Below are 20,668 nucleotides of genomic sequence, written 5' to 3'. Positions count from 1 at the left end.
TTGCGGCGCGCGTCGCTGAGCCGTTCGAGAAGCGCGACGCCGGCGCCTTCGCACCATCCGGTGCCTTCGGCGCCGGCGCCGAAGGAGCGGCAGCGCCCGTCGGGGGAGAGTGCCTGCTGGGCGCTGAACTCGATGAAACCCTCGGGCGTGGACATGACCGTGGTTCCGCCGGCCAGCGCCATCGTGCATTCGTCGCGCCGCAGCGACTCGGCCGCCAGGTGCAGGGCGACCAGCGACGAGGAGCACATGGTGTCGACGGTGACCGCCGGACCCTCCAGCCCGAGGACGTAGGAGACGCGTCCGGCGGAGACCGCACCCGAGCGGCCGATCAGCAGGCTGCCGCGCAGCCGCTCGGGCACCCGGGCGATCCCGCGGCCGTAGTCGTGGTCGGTCGCGCCCAGGTAAACGCCCGTGGAGGTGCCGCGCAGCGTCGCGGGGACGATCCTGGCCTGTTCGAACGCCTCCCAGCAGGTCTCGAGGAAGATCCGCTGCTGCGGATCCATCGACGTCGCCTCCCGCGGCGAGATGTCGAAGAAGCCGGCGTCGAACAGCGCCACGTCCTCCAGGAATCCGCCTTCGCGGACGTAGGTCGTGCCGGGGCGCCCGCCGTCGGGGTCGTACAGGGAGGCGGTGTCCCAGCCCCGATCGGCGGGGAACGGGCCGACGACGTCGCGCCCGGCCTCGACGATCCGCCACAGCTCGTTCGCCGACCGCACGCCGCCCGGAAACCGGCAGGCCGCCGAGACGATCGCGATCGGCTCGTGGCTGCGCTCCTCGAACTCGCGCAGCCGCGCCCGGGCGGACCGCAGCTCCGCGGCGGTCTGCTTCAGGTACTCCCGAAGCCTGTTCTCATTGGCTGTCATGCGCGGTTCCCAGTTCGTTGTCGAGCATCGCGAACATCTCGTCGTCGGTCGCCTCGCTCAGGTCGCCGGCGCGGTCGACACCGCTCGCGGCGGGATCGGCGCGGTCCCATCTCCACAGCGTCGAGCGGAGCCGTTCCAGTAGGGCGCTCCGCAGCTCGCCCCCGGAGGCCAGGAGGCTCTCCAGCCGTTCGAGTTCGGCTGCGGCGTCGGAGGAGGTGTCCGGCGCCAGTTCGCCGTAGAGGTAGTCGGCGATCGCGGCGACCGAGGGGTGGTCGAAGGCGAGGGTGACCGGGAGGCGCACACCGCAGGCGGAGCCGAGGCGGTTGCGCAGCGCGACCGACGTCACCGAGTCCAGGCCCAGTTCCCGAAGCGGCCGGTTCGCGGGTACCGCCGCCCCGTGCTCGTGGCCGAGGGCTGCGGCGACCTGCTCCGCCACGAGCTCACGCAGGCGGCCCACGGCCTCGTCCCGGTCCGCGGGCAGTTCCCGTCGCTGCTGGGCGCCTTCTTCGGCGCCCGTTCGGGCGGCCTCGGGGATCTCGTCGAGCAGCGGCCCCGGCGCGGCGATGCCGTCCGGGGCGGTGAACGGCCCCCACTCGATGTCGCCGACCACCACGTGGGCTTCGCCCGTTGCGACCGCCCGGCCCAGGGCCTCGAACGCCGCGTCCGGTTCGAGCGGGGCCGCGCCGCGTGCGCTGAACCACCGCTCGGCGTCGGGGCCGAGCATTCCCGAGCCCTGCAGGACCGTCCACCCGATGGAGGTGGCGGGCAGTCCGCGGGCCCTGCGGTGCGCGGCGAGGCCGTCCAGGAAGGCGCTCGCGGCCGCATAGTTCGCCTGGCCTGCGGAGCCGAGGACGGCTCCTACCGAGGAGAACAGCACGAAGGCCGCGATCGGCGAGTCGCGGGTGAGCTCGTGGAGGTTCCAGGCCGACGCCGCTTTGGCGGACAGCACCGGATGAAGCGCGTCCGGGCCGAGCCGGTCGGCGGGAGCGTCGCCGAGGACCCCCGCGGCGTGGACGACAGCGGTCAGGGGATGCTCCTCGGGGATCTCCCCGATCACCTCGGCCAGCGCCGAGCGGTCCGCTGCGTCGCACGCACGCACCGCCACCGTGGCGCCGAGCCCGGTCAGCTCCTCGCACAGCGCGTCGGCGCCGGGCGTGTCCATGCCCCGGCGGCCGAGCAGCAAGAGGCGGCGGGCCCCGCCCCGGACGAGGCGGCGGGCCAGTCGGCCGCCGAGTCCTCCGAGCCCTCCGGTGATCAGCACCGTCCCCTCGGTGATCTGCGCCTCGGCGGCTGTCAGGGGGGCGCGCACCAGGCGGCGGACGAACCCGCCCTCCGGACGCACGGCGCACCGCCGCTCGCTCGTCCGGGGCACCGTCGCGGCCATACGGTCCAGTTCGCGCGGCCCGGCGTCGGCGGCCAGATCCAGCAGCCCGACCGGGCGTTCGGGCCGCTCGGCCTCGAGTGAGGCGCCCAGACCCCAGATCATCGTCTGCCCGGGGCGGGGCGGGGGGTCGCCGGCCCCCACAGAGAAGGCCGCGCGCGTCACGCACCACAGGGGAGACTCGATTCCGGCGTCGCCCAGCGCCTGGTATGCGGTGACCGTGCCCAGGACAGCGTCGGGTACGGAGCCCCGGTCCAGGCCGCCGTCGCCGCCGGCGTCGGCGTCCGCCAGCAGGGACAGCACCCCCGCGACCTCGCGGCCGTCCGCGGCCACGCGCAGCCGCTCGGCGAGGGCGCCCCGGTCCGGCGCGGGTTCCACCTCCACGCGGAGCGCGTCGGCTCCCGACCGGACCAGGGCCGACGCGACCGGCTCCGCGTCCGCCTCGGGAGCGGTGAGCAGCAGCCACAGGCCCCGGGCCGGTTCCCCGGACTCCGATACCGCCCTCCACGAGGGCCGGTAGGTCCACGACCCGATGCGGTCGGGCGCCTCCGCAGCCGCCGCCCGGCGCGGCGGTAGCCAGTAGCTGCGCCGGTGGAAGGCGTAGGTGGGCAGCGAGCCCCGCCTGCCCGCCGTCTCCCCGAACGCGGCCGACCAGTCCACGTCCGCCCCCGCGGCGTAGGCCTCGCCGAGTGACAGCAGGAACCGCCGGGGGCCGGGCTCGTCCCGGCGGAGCGTGCCGAGGACGTCGGCCTCGGGCAGAGCCTGCTGCAGCGGAAGGGTGAGCACCGGGTGCGGGCTGACCTCGATGAACGTCGCGAGTCCGCTCCGGTGAGCCGCCTGGGCGGCCGCGTCCAGGCGTACCGGCTCGCGCAGATTGCGGAACCAGTAGCCCCCGTCCGCATCCGCCGTGTCGAACCGGTCGCCCGTCACCGTCGAGAAGAAGGACACATCGCAGTCGGCGGGTCGGATTCCCGCCAGGTCGCGCAGGAGCGGTTCGCGGATGCGCTCGACATGGGGCGAGTGGGAGGCGTAATCGACCGCCACCATCCGGGCGCGCGCCCCCCGCGCGGCGGCGGCCGCCTGCAGCTCGCCGAGCGCCTCGGGATCGCCGGAGACCACGGTGTCGTAGGGGCTGTTCACCGCGGCCAGGCAGAGCCGGTCCTCCCATCGGTCCACCAGGTCGCGGGCCTCCTCGGCCGGCAGGCCAAGCGACAGCATCCCCCCGGTGCCCGAGAGCGACAGCAGGGCTCGGGAGCGGATCCCCACCACGCGCGCTGCGTCCTCCAGCGACAGGGCTCCGGCGACGCAGGCGGCAGCGATCTCCCCCTGCGAGTGCCCGATCACGGCCGCCGGTTCGACGCCGTAGGAGCGCCATACCGCGGCGAGACCGACCATCACCGAGAACAGCGCCGGCTGGACCACGTCGACGCGGTCGTCCGGGGGGCCGCCGGGAGCCGCGCGCAGGACGTCGATCGGCGACCGCTCCACATGGTCGGCGAGGGCGTCGGCGCACTCCTGGACGCGCCTGCGGAACACCGGCGAGGATTCGAACAGGTCGCGCGCCATTGCGGGCCACTGCGAGCCTTGTCCGGGGAAGACGAAGACGGGCTCCGCCGGGGTCTGTGCGGTACCGGTCGCGGCTGCCGGCGCCGAGCCGCCGGAACGCAGCGGATCCAGCCCCTCCAGGAGCTCGCGGCGATCGGCGCCGACGACGACGGCCCGGTGCTCGAACGACGAGCGCGTGGTCGCCAGAAGGGATCCGATGCTGCGGACGGAGTCGTCGCTCGCGGCGGCGTGGTCGTACAGCCGTGCCGCCTGGCCCCGCAGCGCCTGTTCGCTGCGGGCCGACAGCACCCACGGAAGCGGGACTCCCGGTGTGTCCCCGGCATCGCCTGCGTCCTCGGCGTCGCCGGTGCTTTCGTCGGGCACCGTGTCCGGCAGAGGAGCCTCTTCCAAGATCACATGGGCGTTGGTGCCGCTGATGCCGAAGCCCGAGACGCCGGCCCGCCGCACCCGGTCGCCACGCGGCCAGGCGACGGATTCGCTCAGCAGCGCCACGCCGCCCTCGCTCCAGTCGACCTCCGGTGTGGGGGCGTCGACGTGCAGAGTCCTGGGCAGCTTCTCTCGCTCCAGGCAGAGCAGGGTCTTGATCACGCCGGCGACGCCGGCGGCGGCCTGGGTGTGGCCGATGTTGGACTTCACCGATCCCAGCCGCAGCGGCCGGTTCGCGGGCCGCTCCCGGCCGTAGGTCTCCATGAGCGCGTTGACCTCGATCGGGTCGCCCAAAGGGGTCCCCGTCCCGTGGCCCTCTACGACGTCCACGGAGTCGGGGGACACTCCGGCGTCCTCCACGGCTCGGTGGATCACCCGCCGCTGGGCGCGGCCGTTGGGCGCGGTCAGCCCGTTGCTCGCCCCGTCCTGGTTGGTGGCGGTGCCCCGGACCAGCGCGAGGACCGGATGGCCGGCCGCCTCGGCGTCGGAGAGGCGCTCCAGCAGGACGAATCCGCCGCCCTCGCTCCATCCGGTGCCGTCGGCGGCGGCCGCGAACGACTTGCAGCGGCCGTCGGGCGCGAGCCCGCGCTGCCGACTGAACTCGACGAACACCCCGGGCGTGGACATGACCGCGACGCCTCCGGCCAGCGCGAGGGAGCACTCGCCCTGCCGCAGTGAACGCGCGGCCAGGTGCATGGCGACAAGCGCGGACGAGCATCCGGTGTCCAGCGTGACGGCCGGGCCCTCCAGTCCGAACGCGTAGCTGATGCGGCCCGAGAGCACACTGGTGACGTTTCCGGTGAGGAGGTGGCCGCCCAGTTCCTCGGGGGCGTCGATGTAGTCGCCCTCGTACTGGAACGAGCATCCGCCGACGAACACGCCGGCGGGTGTGCCGCGCACTGATGAGGGCGCGATTCCGGCCCGTTCGAACGCCTCCCAGGCGAGTTCGAGCATGATGCGCTGCTGGGGGTCCATGGCGGTCGCCTCACGGGGGGAGATTCCGAAGGCGTCGGCGTCGAAGCCGGCCGGGTCGTGCAGGAACCCGCCGCGGTCCGTGGAGGCCTTTCCGGGGGCGTCGGGCTCGGCCGAGAACAGGTCGGCGGGCCAGCCGCGGTTCTCGGGGAAGCGGGAGACGGCGTCCCGCTCGCCCTCCAGCAGGTCCCAGAGGTCTTCAGGGCCGGCGACGCCGCCGGGGAAGCGGCAGCTCGCCGCCACCACCGCGATCGGGTCGTCGGGCGATGCTGCGGTCTCCTTCAGCTTCCGCCGGGCTTCGTGCAGTTCGCCGGTCACCTTTCTGAGGTAGGCCAGCAGCTTCTCGTCGCTCATGAGAACCCCAGCTCGTGGTCGATGAAGTCGAAGAGCTCGTCGGCGGTCGACGTCTCCAGGCGCTGTTGGACGGGCGGCTCGGAGGCGCCGGACCCTCCTGCCACCAGGTCGGCGAGGTGGCCGGCGAGCGCCTGCGGATCCGGGTAGTCGAAGACCGCCATCGCGCTTACCGGCAGGCCGGTCTCGTCGCTGATCCGGGTGCGCAGTTCGACGGCCATCAGCGAGTCGAAGCCGGCGTCGTGGAATGCTCTGGCCGGCGCGACGGCATCGGCCGAGGGGTGGCCCAGGACGGCCGCCGTCTGGCGGCGCACGAGGGACAGCAGCTCGCGGTCCCGCTCGGCGGCGGGCAGGTCCCGCAACCGCTCGGCCGTGCTCGCTGCGGGTTTCCCGTCGCTGTCGGCGCCGCCGCCGGCCGTGCCGGGGTCAGCGGGACGCATCTCGGCGATCAGCGGCCGCACTCGGTCCGCGGCATAGCCCACGGCGAAGCGGTCCCAGTCGACGTCGGCGACCACGACGGACGGCTCGGCCCCGGCAAGCGCCGCTTCGAGCGCGGCCAGGGCCGTGCCGGGCGGCATCGGCCGCAGCCCGCGCCGGACCAGGTACTCCTCGACCCCTTCCCGGCTGTTCATGCCGGCGCCCGCCCAGGGCCCCCACGCCAGGGAGGTCGCGGCGAGGCCGCGGCGGCGCCGGTCGAGGGCGAGGCCGTCCAGGAAGGCGTTGGCCGCGGCGTAGGCGCCCTGGCCGCCGCTGCCCCACACTCCCGCGACCGAGGAGAAGAGCACGAACGCGTCGAGTTCGCGCTCGCCGAAGACCGCGTCCAGGGTGCGCGCCCCGGCGACCTTTCCGGCGGCGACCTCGGCCACCTCGGCCGGATCGGTCTCCGCCAGCGGGGAGAACGCGACGGTACCGGCAGCGTGGAACACCGAGCGCACGGACGGACCGTCGGCTTCGACATCGGCGACGAGCCGCCTCAGGGCCTCGGGGTCGGCCGTGTCACAGGCGGCGGCGGTCACTCGGATGCCCTGCCGGCGCAGCCGCTCGGCCGCGGGCGGTTCGCCGCCGCTGCGGCTGGCCAGGACGACGTGGTCGGGGCCGCGGTCGGCCAGCCAGTCGGCGACGTGCGAGGCGATGCCGCCGCTTCCGCCGGTGATCAGCGCCGTTGCGCCCGTTCGCCACTCCCGGTCGCCGCCGGGAAACCGGGCGCGGACGATGCGGGGCACGAGCACGCCCTCCGGGCGGACGGCGAACTGGTCCTCGTCGTCCTGCCCGGCCAGTACAGCGGCGAACGCATCGGCGATCGGGGCTTCGACCTGCTCGGGGAGGTCCACGAGCCCCCCGAAGCGGTCCGGCCGTTCGAGCCCGAGTACGCGTCCCATCCCCCATACGGCGGCCTGGTCCGGGCGGATGCGCCCGCCGACCTGCCCGGCAGCCACCGCATCGCGGGTCACCAGCCACAGGCGGCCCGGCGCCCCCAGGTCGTCGAGTGCTTGCACGAGGCACACGGTGGCGGCCGGCCCCGCCGGTATGCCGGGGGAGCCGCTGCGGGCGCGTTCCTCCAGGCCGAGCAGCGAGATGATCCCTTCGGCGCTCTCGACGCCGTCGGGTACGCAGGCGCGCAGCGTGTCTGCCGCCGATGCGCGGTCGCAGGCCGTGGCCTCCAGTGATACCGCGACGGCCTCGGTACCGGCGCGATGCAGCTGCCGGAGAACCGCGTCGAGCTCCTCATCCGCTCCGTGCGGGGCCACGACCAGCCACCGCCCCGCCGGGGTGCCCGGCCGCAGGGTGCGGGGCCTCCAAGCCAGCCCGTAGGCGCAGGAATCCGCCGTCGACCGGCGCCGCCACGCCGACAGCGCCGGGAGCAGGGACTCCGGTGGTGCGTCCTCGGCCAGCCCCAGGAGCGCACGCAGACCGGAGAGGTCCTCCCGCTCGACGGCGTGCCAGAATTCCCGCTCCCGCCGATCCTCGGGTGCGCCTGCCGCGCCGTCCGGCGCCTGCCCGGACTCCGCGGGGGCGGCGTCGTCGATCCAGTACCGCCTGCGCTGGAAAGGGTAGGTGGGCAGGTCGACGCGGCGGCACGCCCCGCCGTAGTAGGCCTCCCAGTCGAGGGGCTGGCCGGCGGTGTGCAGCCGGGCCGCCGCGGACGCGGCGCTCAACGCCTCCGACCCGCTGCGGTTCAGGACCGCAACGGCGGCCGGAGCCGCAGGCTCGTCCTCCAGGGCGCCGCGCACCGCCGCGGTCAGCACGCCGGCGGGGCCGATCTCGGCGAACCGCTCCACCCCGGCGGCGCGCAGCGCCAGCAGGCCGTCGTAGAAACGGACCGCCCGGCGGGCCTGAGCGACCCAGTAGGCGGGATCGGCCAGCTCAGCCGCAGCCCAGTCGCCGGTCACGTTGGACACGACCGGGACGGTCGGCTCGGCGTAGGAGAGCCCTTCCGCGACAGCACGGAAATCGTCGAGCATCGGTTCCATATGCGGTGAGTGGAACGCGTGGCTGACCCGCAGCCGCTTCGCCTTCACGCCCAGCGTCTCGGCGGCCTTCTCGGCGACGGCGGCGTCGCCGGAGACCACGCAGGACCGCGGCCCGTTCACCGCGGCCAGTGAGACGGCGTTCTCCTGACCTGCGATCGCGGCGCGGACGTCCTCTTCGGCGGCCTCGACCGCGATCATCGCCCCTTCGGCCGGCAGCCGCTGCATGAGCCGGCCCCGCGCCGCCACCAGCGCGCAGGCGTCCTGCAGCGACCACACCCCCGCGACGTGTGCGGCGACCAGTTCGCCGATCGAGTGGCCGAGCAGCGCGCCGGGAGCGAGGCCCCAACTGGACAGCAGCCGGTACAGGGCCGCCTCCAGTGCGAAGAGGGCCGGCTGCGCGAACTCGGTGCGGTCCAGCTCGGCGGCCTCGGGTGTGCCTTCCTCCGCGAACACGATGCCGCCGAGCGGCCGGCCGAGATGGCGGTCGAACTCCTCACAGGCGGCGTCGAAGGCCTCGGCGAAAACGGGGAAGCGGTCGTACAGCTCCCGGCCCATCCCCGGGCGCTGCGCTCCCTGACCGGTGAACAGGAAGGCGGTCGTGCCTCCGGTCGCGGTTCCGGCCACCGCGCCGCCCGTGGCGGCGATCCCCTGCAGGGAGGCGAGCAGCTCGCCGCGGTCGCGTCCGACGGCGGCGGCCCGGTGTTCGAATGCGGCCCGGGTGGTGGCCAGGGAGTAACCGACGTCCTGTGCGCACAGCTCCTCGCGAGCGGCCACGTGCCTGTGCAGCCGATCGGCCTGTTCACGCAGCGCCGAGGCGGTGTGCGCCGACAACGGCCACACAGCGACGGGTACGCAGGCCCTGCCTGCTCCGTCCTCGTCCCCGTCGCCGGCGGACCGCGCTTCGGCGTCCGGCGCCCCGTCGTGCACGGACGGCGGCGCTTCGAGGATCACGTGCGCGTTCGTGCCGCTGATGCCGAACGCGGATACACCCGCTCGGCGGGGTCCGCCGTCCCGCTCCGGCCACGGCAGCGGCTCGTCCACGAGCCGTACCGCGCCGGAGGACCAGTCCACGTGGCTGGAGGGCGTTCGGCAGTGCAGGTTCCGGGGCAGCGCACCCTCCCGCATCGCCAAGAGCATCTTGATCACGCCCGACACGCCGGCGGCGGCCTGGGTGTGGCCGATGGCGCTCTTCAGCGCGCCCACCAGCAGCGGCCGGTCGGGCGCCCGGTCCTGGCCGTAGGTGGCCAGCAGGGCATGCGCCTCGATCGGATCGCCCAGCACCGTCCCCGTCCCGTGGGCCTCGACGGCGTCGACATCGGCCGAACCCAGGTCGGCGCTCTGCAGAGCCTGGCGGATGACCCGCTGCTGAGCCGGACCGTTCGGCGCCGACAGGCCGTTGCTCGCGCCGTCCTGATTGATCGCGCTGGAGCGCACCAGCCCGATCACCGGGTGACCGCTGCGGCGCGCGTCGGAAAGCCGCTCCAGCACGACCACACCGGCGCCTTCGGACCAGCCGGTGCCGTCGGCGGCGTCGGAGAACGCCTTGCAGCGCCCGTCCGGGGCCAGCCCGCGCTGGCGGCTGAACTCGACGAACAGCTGCGGTCGGGACATGAGGGTCACGCCTGCGGCCAGGGCGAGTGAGCATTCACCCTGGCGCAGCGCCTGGGCGGCCAGGTGCATCGAGACCAGTGAGGACGAACACGCCGTGTCCACGGTGACGGCCGGGCCCTCCAGTCCCAGCACGTAGGCGACGCGGCCGGAGACCACGCTCTGCGACCGGCCCGTGAGCAGGTACCCCTCCGCGTCCTGCGGTGTCTGCCGCTGCTCGGCGGCGTAATCCTGCATGTTGGTGCCGACATAGACGCCGACCGGCTCCCCGGCCAGTGAGCCGGGCGGGATGCCGGCCCGCTCCATCGCCTCCCACGAGACTTCGAGAAGCAGCCGCTGCTGCGGATCCATCGCCGCCGCCTCGCGCGGTGAGATCCCGAAGAACGCGGCGTCGAAGTCGGGCGCGTCGTAGACGAAGCCGCCGGATTGCACCCGCGACTTCCCGCTGCGGCCCGGATCGGGGTCGTAGAGGTCCGGCGGCCATCCGCGGTCGGTCGGGAACGGCCCTACGGCGTCGCGCTCTTCCAGCAGCAGCGCCCACAGGTCCTCGGGACTGCGCACGTCGCCCGGAAGCCGACAGCTCATGGCCACGATCGCGACGGGGTCCTCGGCGTCGCCGGGGACGCCTCCGCCAGCGGGCGGCGCAGCGGGGGCGGCCTCCTCTCCCAGCAGGCGGGTGCGCAGGTGCCGGGCGACCGCGGCAGGCGTGGGGTGGTCGAAGAGCAGCGTCGTCGGCAGGTGGAGACCGGTCTTGCCGTTCAGCCGGTTCCGCAGCTCCACCGAGGTGAGGGAGTCGAATCCCGCGTCCTTGAACGCGTTGTCGGGTCCGATCGAGTGGGGGTCGGGGTTGGCGACGACGGCGGCCGCCTGTTCGCGGACGAGGTCGAGAAGGGCGGTGTCCCGATCCCGGGAGTCCATGCCCCGGAGCCGGTCGGCCAGCGAATCCCCGGCTCCGGCGACCGCCGGGGCCGCCGCGCGGCGGCCGCCTGCCAGCGACGCGAACAGCGGCGGCAGCGAACCGTCCGCCGCCTGGGAGCGAAGCGTGGCCGGGTCGAGCCGGACCGGCAGGGTGTGCGCCTCCTGCGCCGCCAGGGCGGCGTCGAACAGATCCGCACCCTCCGCCGAGGAGAGCGGGACGACGCCGGAGCGGGCGATGCGCGCGAGGTCGGCCTCGCTCAGGTGCTCGCTCATGCCGCTGCGCTCGTCCCAGTACCCCCATCCCAGGGAGGCGGCCGGAAGGCCCCGGCTGCGCCGGTGCAGGGCGAGGCCGTCGAGGAAGGCGTTGGCCGCGGCGTAGTTGGCCTGGCCGGGACCGCCGAAGGTGGCCATGATCGAGGAGTAGAGCACGAACCAGGACAACGGCAGCTCGGCGGTCAGCTCGTGCAGGTTGGCCGCCGCGTCGGCCTTCGGCCGCAGCACCGCGTCGACCTGGTCGGCGGTGAGGGACGAGACCAGCGCGTCCTCGAGTACTCCGGCGGCGTGGATCACGCCGGTGAGCGGGTGTTCGGCCGGGACCGACGCCAGCAGGGCGACCAATTGCTCCCGATCGGCCGCATCGCAGGAAGCCCAGTGGGCCTGCGCACCGGCCTCCGCGAGTTCCTCGGCCAGTTCCCGGGCGCCCTCGGCCGCCGCGCCCCGCCGGCTGACCAGCAGTAGCCGCCGGACCCCGTGCTCGGCGACGACGTGGCGAGCGATCCGCCGCCCCAGGGTTCCCGAAGCACCGGTGATCAGCACGGTCCCGTCGCCGGGAGGAGGCGGCGCCTGCGCGTCCGCCGCCGCGCGCTCCAGGCGTGGCACGTATACGACGCCGTCGCGCAGCGCGAACTCCGGCTCGCCGGACCGCAGCGCGGCGGCCAATGCGGCCTCCGACTCCGGCGAGCCGTCGGTGTCGGCGATCACCGGCTGGTCCGGGTACTCGGCGCGGGCCGAGCGGACCAGGCCCCACACCGCCGCGCCGGCGGGGTCGGCGTCTTCACCCTCTCCGCGGCCGGTGACCACGGCGCCCCGGGTCACGACGGCGACCCGGCCTCCCCCCGGCAGGCCCCGCTGGAGCCGTTCGAGGACGGCGCTGACCGCGGTGCGGGCGGCGCCGGCCAGGTCCGAGGGCTCCTCCGGCGGTTCGTGGCGGACGACCTCGGGATCCGGCTCCTCGGCGGCCCCGGGGGTGCCGCGGCGCGGCACCCAGGCGACGCGGAACAGCGCGTCGGCGGCCGCCTTCCCGGTCGGCCTGCTCCACTCCGGTCCGGGCTCGGTGAAGCGGACCGACTCCGCGGTCAACACGGCCCTTCCCTCGGCGTCGGATGCGACGAGGCACGCCTCGTCCGGTCCCGCCGGGGTGATGCGCACGTGCAGGCCCTCCGCGCCGGTGCGGAAGACCGCCACCCGCCGCCAGGTCGTCGCCATCGCGGCCGGTCCCGCCGCGCTGCGGTACGCGCGCACCGCGCCCGCCAGCAGCGCGGGGTGGAGGGTGAAGGACGCGCTTCCCGCGTCGCCGACCGGGCCGCCGTCGCCGACGGCCGCCTCAGCGAGCACCTCGGCGCCGCTGCGCCAGGATCGGGAGAGGGTCTGCAACGCAGGGCCCAGGCCGAGGCCGTTGCGGGCGAGTCCGGCGTAGTCCGGCGGCTCCGAAGACCCGCCGGCGGGCTGGTCTGCGACCGCCGGCGCGGTCGGCTCCTCGGGGGTGAGCACCGCCCGCGCGTGCTGCGTCCAGCCGCCGGACCGGGACTCGGCCGAGCGCGAGTACATGCGGACGGTGCGGTGGCCGTCCTCTTCGGGGCTCACGAGTACGTGCAGGACGAGCGCACCCGTGTCCGGGAGGGCCATGGGGTGCTCGACGGTCAGCTCCTCGACGACGTCGCACTGCACATGCCCGCCCACGTGCAGGACGAGGTCCAAGAAGAGCTCCGGGGGCGCGACGGCGGTGCCCCGGACCCGGTGGTCGTCCAGCAGCGCGTGGGTCTCGGCGGACAGGCGCCCGGTGAACAGCAGCTGCGCGGAATCGGGAAGGACGGTGCCGGCGGTGAGCAGGGGGTGCGTCTCGGCGACGAGTCCGGCGGCGGAGACGTCTCCCGGCCCCTGGCGGGCCTGCAGCCAGTAGCGCCGCCGCTGGAAGGGGTAGGTGGGCAGGTCCACCGGCTCTCTACGCCCGAAGACCCGCTCCCAGTCGACGGCGACGCCGTGGACGTGGGCGTCGGCGAGTGCCGAGAGGAAGCGGCGAGGGCCGCCGTCCCGGCGCGCGAGGGTCGCGAGTGCGGACGACGGCCGACCGTGCTCTTCGGCGGTCTCACGCAGCGCCGAAGCGAGCACCGGATGCGGCGCGGTCTCCACGAGCGCCGCCGTTCCCGCCTCCAGCACCGCGCGGGTGCCCTCGTGGAAGCGCACCCGCTCTCGGAGGTTCCGATACCAGTAGTGGGCGTCGAGCCCGCCCGTATCGAAGAGGCCGCCGGTCACCGTGGAGTAGAACGGAATCACGCCTGCGCGCGGCGACACCGGCCCGAGGTCGGCCAGCAGCCGCTCCCGCAGCACCTCGACCTGCGGCGAATGGCCGGCGACGTCGACCTCGGGAACCCGCCGCGCCATGACGCCCTGCGCGGTCAACTCGGCCTCGAGCTCCTCGACGGCCTCCGGCGATCCCGAGACCGCGACCGACCGGGGAGCGTTGACCGCCGCGACCGCGAGCGCGTCGCCCCAGGGAGCGATCCGCTCTCCGGCCTCCTCGGGCGAAAGCGAGGCCGCGAGCATGGCGCCCCGCCCCCGCAGCTCGGACCACGCCTGGCTGCGTCTGGCCACAACGCGGGCAGCGTCCTCCAGCGAAAGGCCGCCCGCCACGTAGGCCGCGGCCACCTCGCCCTGCGAGTGCCCGATCACCGCGGCGGGCTCCACACCGTGGTCGCGCCACAGGGCGGCCAGGGAGGCCATCGTGGCGAACAGCACGGGCTGGGCGACGTCCACCCGCGACATCGGCGGGGCGCCCGGGCGGTCCAGCAGGACGTCCATGGGGTCCCAGTCCACGAACGGCCCCAGCGCCTCGGCGCACGCCTCCAGTTCCGCGGCGAAGGCAGGGTAGGCCTCCCACAGGCCGGCGGCCATCCCCTGCCATTGGGAGCCCTGTCCCGGGAAGACGAAGGCCACCCGCGAAGACTCGGTGGGCGCTGTCGCCTGCATCCGCTCGGCCGCGTCGCGGCCCTGCTCGAGCGCTGAGAGCCCCTCGGCCAGCTCGCGGGTGTCACCGGCCAGCACGGCCGCCCGGCACGCGAAGGCGGTGCGTGCCGAGACCAGGGAGGCGCCGAGATCCGCGAGGTCCGGCTGCCGTCGGGTGACGAACTCCCGCAGCCTTCCCGCCTGGGCGCGCAGGGCGCCCTCGCTCTTGGCCGAGACCACGATCGGCACCGCTTCAAGCGGTCCCGCCGGTTCCGGCCTGTCGCCCTCGGCCGCGCCGGGCGGTGCGTCGGCGGCGCCCTGCTCCTCCGGGGGCTCCTCCAGGATCGCGTGCGCGTTCGTGCCGCTGATGCCGAAGGACGACACGGCCGCCCGGCGCGGCCCCTCGGTCCGGGGCCAGGAACGCGACTCGGTGAGCAGGCGCAGCCGCGACGCGTCCCAATCGACATGCGGCGTGGGCTCACTGACGTGCAGGGTCTGCGGCAGCATCCGGTGGCGCAGGGCCAGCACCATTTTGATCACGCCGCCGACGCCGGCCGCCGCCTGCGTGTGGCCGACGTTGGATTTCAGCGACCCCAGCCAGACGGGGTGCTCGTCGGAGCCCGCTCCGTATGTGGCCGCGAGTGCGTTGGCCTCCACTGGGTCGCCGAGCCGTGTGCCCGTCCCGTGGGCCTCGACCGCCTGGACGTCGGACGCCTCCAGCCGCGCGTCCGCCAGCGCTTGGCGGATGACCCGCTTCTGAGCGGGGCCGCTGGGGGCCGTGAGCCCGTTGCTCGCACCGTCCTGGTTGACCGCGCTGCCGCGGAGGACGGCCAGCACCCGGTGGCCCCGGCGGCGGGCGTCGGAGAGGCGTTCGAGGAAGAGCATGCCCGCTCCCTCGCCCCATCCGGTCCCGTCGGTGTCGGCCGAGAAGGCCCTGCACCGGCCGCTGGGCGACATCCCTCCCTGCCTGCTGAACTCGGCGAAGATGCCGGGGGAGGACATGACCGTGGCGCCGCCGGCCAGCGCCTGGCCGCACTCGCCGTTGCGGAGCGCACGCACGGCCAGGTGGATCGCGACGAGGGAGGCCGAGCAGGCCGTGTCGACCGAGAGGGCGGGCCCTTCCAGCCCGAGGGTATAGGCGATCCTGCCCGATGCCACGCTCGTGGTCGTGCCCGTCAGCAGGTAGCCGGCGGCGTCCTCGCCGGCTTCCTCCTCCGCCGGGCCGTACTTCTGCGGCATGGCGCCTACGAACACGCCCGTTTCGCTGCCCCGCAGCGAATCCGGGACGATACCGGCGCGTTCGGCGGCCTCCCAGGCGGTCTCCAGCAGGAGCCGCTGCTGGGGCTCCATCGACGCCGCCTCGCGGTGCGAGATACCGAAGAACTCCGGGTCGAACGCGGTGGCCTCGTGCAGGAAGCCGCCCTCGCGGGCGAGGCCGGTGCCGGGCCCTCCGGCAGCCGGGTCCAGCAGCGCGGCCACGTCCCATCCCCGGTCCTGCGGGAATCCCCCGACGGCGTCCCGCCCTTCGCTCAGCAGCTCCCACAGCCGCTCGGGCGAGTCGGCCCCGCCGGGAAAGCGGCAGGCCATCGACACGATCGCGATCGGTTCGGCCGAGGGCCCCGCCGGCCGGCCGGTGCCCGGCCGGGCCGCCTCCCCGTCCTCGGCGGCGATGCGGTCGGCGAGGGCGGAGGGCGTCGGATAGTCGAAGACCAGTGAGCTGGGCAGGTCGGCCCCCGTGACGCGGGCGAGCCGGTCTCTGAACTCCACCGCGGTGAGCGAGTTCATCCCCAGGTCTTTGAAGGGCAGCACCGGATCGACGTCGTCCGGACCGTCGTAGCCCAGCAGTGCGGCGGCGTGGGAGCGGACGAGCCGCAGCGGGTCGGCGCCGGCCGACCGGGCGTGTTCGGAGGCGGCCTGCCCGGCCGGAGCCGGCCCGCTCGCGTCCGGCTCCCCCGCCGACTCGTCCGCGGCCGCGGGGGGCCGGGGTCCGCCGGCCTGCCCGGCGTCGGAGCCGTCGGCCGGGGCGTGCGCGATCGGGTACGGACGGCGCTGCAACGCGTACCGGGGCAGCGGCACCCGGACGGCGCCGCCGCCGAAGAACGCCTCCCAGTCCACGGTCTCGCCGTGCACGTGCATCTCCGCGAGCGCGGCGACGGCGGTGCTCGGCTCGTCGCGGTCGCGCCGCAGGCCGGCGACGAACGCGGCCGGTGATGCGTAGGCTTCCCGCGCTGCGGCCGTCAGCACCCCGTCGGGCCCCAGCTCCAGGCAGCGTGTGACGCCCGCGTGCTCAAGGGTCCGCACGCCGTCGAGGAAGCGCACCGCGCGGCGGGCGTGCTCGACCCAGTAGCCGGCCGTGCTCATCTCCCCCGCCGCCACGACGCAGCCCGTCACGTTGGACACCACGGGGACGGCGGGGTCCCGATAGGTCAACCCCGCGGCCACCTGCCGGAAATCCTCCAGCATGGGCTCGATCAGGGGCGAGTGGAACGCATGGCTGACGCGGAGCCGACGCGTCTTGACCCCCTCCTCCCGCAACTGCGCGGCGATCTCCTCGACCACGCCCTCCTCGCCCGCGACGACAGTGGCGGCCGGACCGTTGACCCCGGCGATGTCGACGGCGCCGGCGCGCGCGGCGACCAGGGGCGCCACTCTCGACTCCGCGGCCTGCACGGAGACCATGGCGCCGGTCCGCGGCAGAGCCTGCATCAGCGACCCGCGGGCGGCCACGAGTTCACAGGAGTCCTCAAGGCTCAGCACCCCGGCGACGTGCGCGGCGGCCAGCTCGCCGATGGAGTGGCCGAGCAGGTAGTCCGGTGCCAGGCCCCAGTGCTCGAAGAGGCGGTAGAGGGCGACCTCCAGGGCGAAGGTGGCGCACTGGGTGTAGAGCGTCTGGTCGAGGAGTTCGGCCCGATCCGATCCGGCCTCCGCCCAGAGCACGTCGACCAGCGGCTGCTCCAGTCGCCGGTCGATAAGCGCGGCGACCCGGTCGAACTCCTGGGCGAATACGCCGAACCGCGCGTGCAGTTCGCGGCCCATGCCCGGGCGCTGAGCCCCCTGGCCGGTGAAGAGCACCGCCGTGGCTCCCTCCGCGGCCCTCCCCTCGGCGACGCCGGAAGCCGGCAAGCCGTCCGCGAACGCCCGCAGCCCTCGCAGAAGCTCGTCGCGGTCCCGGCCTGAGACCGCCATCCGGTGGGGCAGGCCGGTGCGCCGTGTCAGGGAGTAGCCGATGTCGGCGGGGGCCGGCGCACCGTCGGCCGCGGCGTACTCGGCGAGGCGGGCGGCCTGGGCGCGAAGGGCCCGGGGAGTGTGTGCCGAGACCGTCCACGGCACGACGGCGGGCCGGTGCGCGCTCTGCGGCTCGGCAGCGGCGTCCTCGGGAGGTCCGGTGAGGACGACGTGGCAGTTGGTTCCGCCCATGCCGAAGGACGAAACACCCGCCACGGGCCGCTCCGGCCAGGGCTCCGGGGCCGTCAGCACCCGCAGGTTCATCCGCTCCAGCGGCACGCGGGAGCCGGGCCGCGCGAAGTTGAGGCTGGGCGGCAGCTCGTCGTGGTGGATCGACAGCACGGTCTTGAGCAGGCCCGCGATGCCCGCAGCGCCTTCGAGGTGACCGATGTTGGTCTTGACCGAGCCGACGCGGAGGGGTGCTTGGGGTTCGCGGCCGCCTCCCAGGACCTCGCCCAGCGCCGCGGCCTCCACCGGGTCGCCCGCCGGCGTGCCGGTACCGTGCAGCTCAAGGTAGTGGACCGAATCCGGCGCCACCCCCGAACGCCGGTACGCGGCCCGCAGGACCTCCGCCTGCGCAGCCGTGCTGGGGGCCGTGAGGCTGTCACCGCCGCCGTCGTTGTTGACAGCGCTGCCGGGGATGACGCAGTAGACCCGGTCACCGTCGGCGACGGCGGCGTGGAGCGGCTTGAGCACCACGAAGCCGCCGCCCTCGCCGCGCACGAACCCGTCGGCCCGCTCGTCGAAGGTATGGCAGCGGCCGCTGGGCGAGAGCGCACCGAAGGCCCCCATCTTCGCGACGGTCCGGCCGGAGAGGTTCAGGTGCACGCCGCCGGCGAGGGCGAGTTCGTTCTCTCCGGTCCGCAGGCTCTCGCACGCCATATGCACGGCGACCAGCGAGGACGACTGGCCGGTGTCGACCACCATGCTCGGGCCGCGCAGCCCGAGCGCGAAGGAGACCCGGTTGGCGATCATGGAGCGCGCCGATCCCGTGGCCGTATGCGGAGTGATGTCGGCTCCGCCCGGGGCGGCGGCCCGCATGATCGCGTAGTCGTCGACCATGGCGCCGATGTAGAGTCCGGTGCCGGGCAGGGTCCGCACGTCGGTGCCCAGGTCCTCCAGCGCCTCCCAGGCCAGTTCCAGGGAGAGCCGCTGGTGGGGGTCCATCTCCGCGGCCTCGCGGGGGGAGGTGCCGAAGAACGGGGCGTCGAACCCCTCGACGTCGTCCAGGAAACCGCCGCGGCCGACGAACCCGGGCAGTTCCCGCCCGTCGCGCAAGCGTCCCTCCGGGGCCGTGCCGACCGCGTCCACGCCGTCCCGCAGCACCCGCCACAGCGGTTCCGGGCCGGTCGCCCCGGGCATCCTGCACGAGATGCCGACGACGGCTACCTCCGCGCCCTCCGCTACCGAAGCCATGAGTCGCCACCGCCACGCGCGATCTGCTGCACCTTCTCCACCTTCCAGCGAGCGCACGACAAACGAGATACAAACGCGCTCGGCAATAGACCCTGCCGCCCGCCGAGCGGGGGCAACAACCCCTAGTACCTCCCCCTATCCCCCTGAATTCCTCCGGGGACGGGACCCCGCGCGAGGACACGCGGTACTGTTAACCATGCTCGATCGACGGCTCAAATTCGGCGTTGTCATGATCTCCTCCGGCTGCACTCCGGATGAATGGATGGAGAAATGCCGGAGAGCGGAAGGGCTCGGTTACGACGCAATCGGGGTTCCCGACCATTTGAACCTCATGTCGCCGTTTCCTTCGGCGGTCCTGGCGGGATCGGCCACAACGCGCCCGAAAATAGCCACGTACGTCCTCAACGCCAACTTTTACAATCACACCCTGATGGCCCGGGACATCGCGACCGCGGACATTCTGCTCGACGGCCGCCTTGAGCTGGGGCTCGGCACCGGGTATGTGGAGCAGGAATTCACTGCGGCCGGAGTCCCCTTCGGCACCGCGGCCGACCGGGTCGGTCGGCTGGAGTCCGCTGTGGCGCAGCTGGAGGGCCTCTTCGCCGACGAAGGGTCCCCGCAGCCCGTGCAGCGTCCGCGGCCGCCGCTGGCCATCGGGGGCCACGGCAGGCGCGTCCTGCGTCTGGCGGCGCGCAACGCGGAGGTCGTGAGTTTCACCGGCGCCCCCTTCCGCCCGGAGTTCGGGCGGACGGGGCTGGTGGACGGACCGGCCCTGCGGGAACGGGTCGACTTCGTCCGGCGCGAGTCCGCGGAGCGTTCGGTGCAGCCGGAGTTCAACGTGCTGTCCAAGCAGACGGTGCTGACCCGGGACCGCCGTGCGGCCGCCGAGGCATTGCGCAGGTACGGCCCCGACCTCGACACCGACCAGCTGCTCGACGTGCCGATGCTGTTCGTCGGGACGGCGCCGCAGATCGCCGAGCAGATCCGCCGGCACAGCGCCGAACTCGGCCTCACCTACTTCACGGTGATGGAGCCGGCCATGGAGGATTTCGGGAAGGTCATCAAGCTCATTCGCTGAGGGCCTCTTCGACCACCTTGACCGCCGCGGGCAGGCCGCCGGCCGCCATCTCCCGCTGGAGACCGGCGACGGCCTCCCGCACCGACGGGTCGCCGGGCAACTCGGCTGCGAGGGCGCGCAGCCGGTCGGCGAAGTCGGGTGCGTCGGGCCGCAGCGTGCGGCCCACGCCGAGCTGCTCGATGCGGTCGGCGTTCGCGCGCTGCTCGGCCATCTGCGGCACCGCGATCATCGGGACCCCGAAATGCAGCGCCTCCATCACGCCGCCCATGCCGGCATGGGTGAGGAAAAGCTGCGCGTGTTCGAGCACGTCGAGCTGGGGGACGCTGGGACTGACCTCGAAGTTGGAGGGGACGTCGCCGAGCGCCGCGGGGTCGACGTCGGGCCCGGTCGCAAGCACGACGTGCCACCGGGTGTCGGCGAAGGCCTCCATGACGGCCGCGAAGATGCCGGGCTGATTGTGGTACAGCGTCCCCATGGAGACCAGGAAGACCGGGCGGTCCGACGGCGGTCGCCAGCGCCCTTCGATCTCGCGCGGCCGCAGGCACGGCCCCACGAAATGGAAGCCGTCGTCGAAGGTGTCGCCCGCGTACTGGAAGGACCGGGGCACAAAGACCAGGTGACCGCGGATCCCTCGGCCGACCGAGTCCATCAGCTCGATCACCGAGAGGCCCTCGCGCGCGGCGAGCCGCTGCATCCGGAGGATGAACCAGTAGAGGCGCAGGTCGAGCTTGGGCAGCTTGACGTATTCGTCGGTCAGCGACCATTCGTCGTTGGAGGCGAAATTGGCCCAGCACGGTATCGCCGGAATCCCGTGCCGGTACGCCAGCAGCCTCCCCCACCACGCGACCAGGCCGTCGAAGACGACGAGGTCGGGACGGTTCCGGCGGAACCAGTCGTCCAGGCCCTCCGAGAGCCTCCGCGTCTCCCGCAGCCCCGCCAGCAGTCCGCGGGCGACGTCGTATCCGTGCAGGGTGAGCGGTTTCTCCCCCGCTCCCGGCATCGTCGTCTCGTAGAGCACCGGCTCGGCGCCGACGGCCTTGACCCGGTCGGCGAACTCCTCCGTACACGGGTAACTCACCCTGTGCCCGCGGGAGACCAGTTCGCAGACCAGCCCCAGCGTCGGATTGACGTGCCCCACGGCGGGAGGCGCCAGGAAAACGATGTGCGCCAT

5 protein-coding genes (1 of these 5 running past the window's edge) are annotated in these 20,668 nt (G+C 74.1%); 1 reads left to right on the top strand and 4 read right to left on the bottom strand.

Annotated elements, in window-relative coordinates; translation table 11 throughout:
- The 3 genes in view from LP52_RS11210 to LP52_RS27935 are tightly spaced (each overlapping or abutting the next) and all read right to left on the bottom strand, a layout consistent with a single transcriptional unit that may run on beyond the window.
- Positions 1 to 863: the 5' end (the start) of a type I polyketide synthase gene (locus tag LP52_RS11210; RefSeq protein WP_040273078.1), read on the bottom strand. It extends 4,024 nt beyond the left edge of the window; the window shows 863 of its 4,887 coding nt (coding positions 1–863); the start codon lies at positions 861 to 863; the stop codon falls past the left edge of the window.
- Positions 850 to 5,562: a type I polyketide synthase gene (locus tag LP52_RS11205; RefSeq protein ID WP_040273076.1), complete on the bottom strand. Its 4,713-nt coding sequence runs from the start codon at positions 5,560 to 5,562 to the stop codon at positions 850 to 852. Before LP52_RS11205 ends, LP52_RS11210 begins: the two co-directional genes overlap by 14 nt.
- On the bottom strand, positions 5,559 to 18,419 hold the full coding sequence (locus LP52_RS27935; RefSeq protein ID WP_052809724.1) for a type I polyketide synthase: 12,861 nt from the start codon (positions 18,417 to 18,419) through the stop codon (positions 5,559 to 5,561). Before LP52_RS27935 ends, LP52_RS11205 begins: the two co-directional genes overlap by 4 nt.
- Here LP52_RS27935 and LP52_RS11195 point away from each other — a divergent pair.
- Positions 18,376 to 19,497, top strand: coding sequence for a TIGR03621 family F420-dependent LLM class oxidoreductase (locus LP52_RS11195; protein ID WP_338011638.1), 1,122 nt, complete (start codon positions 18,376 to 18,378; stop codon positions 19,495 to 19,497). The genes LP52_RS27935 and LP52_RS11195 overlap by 44 nt on opposite strands.
- Here LP52_RS11195 and LP52_RS11190 read toward each other — a convergent pair.
- Entirely contained in the window at positions 19,487 to 20,668 is a 1,182-nt protein-coding gene (locus LP52_RS11190; RefSeq protein WP_040273072.1) for a macrolide family glycosyltransferase, read from the bottom strand. The two genes, LP52_RS11195 and LP52_RS11190, sit on opposite strands and share 11 nt — an antisense overlap.

The organism is Streptomonospora alba, from assembly GCF_000826685.1.
In the GTDB taxonomy this organism is placed as follows: Bacteria; Actinomycetota; Actinomycetes; order Streptosporangiales; family Streptosporangiaceae; genus Streptomonospora; species Streptomonospora alba.
Note: the sequence above shows the minus strand (reverse complement) of the source record. Positions and strands in the feature narration are given on the sequence as shown.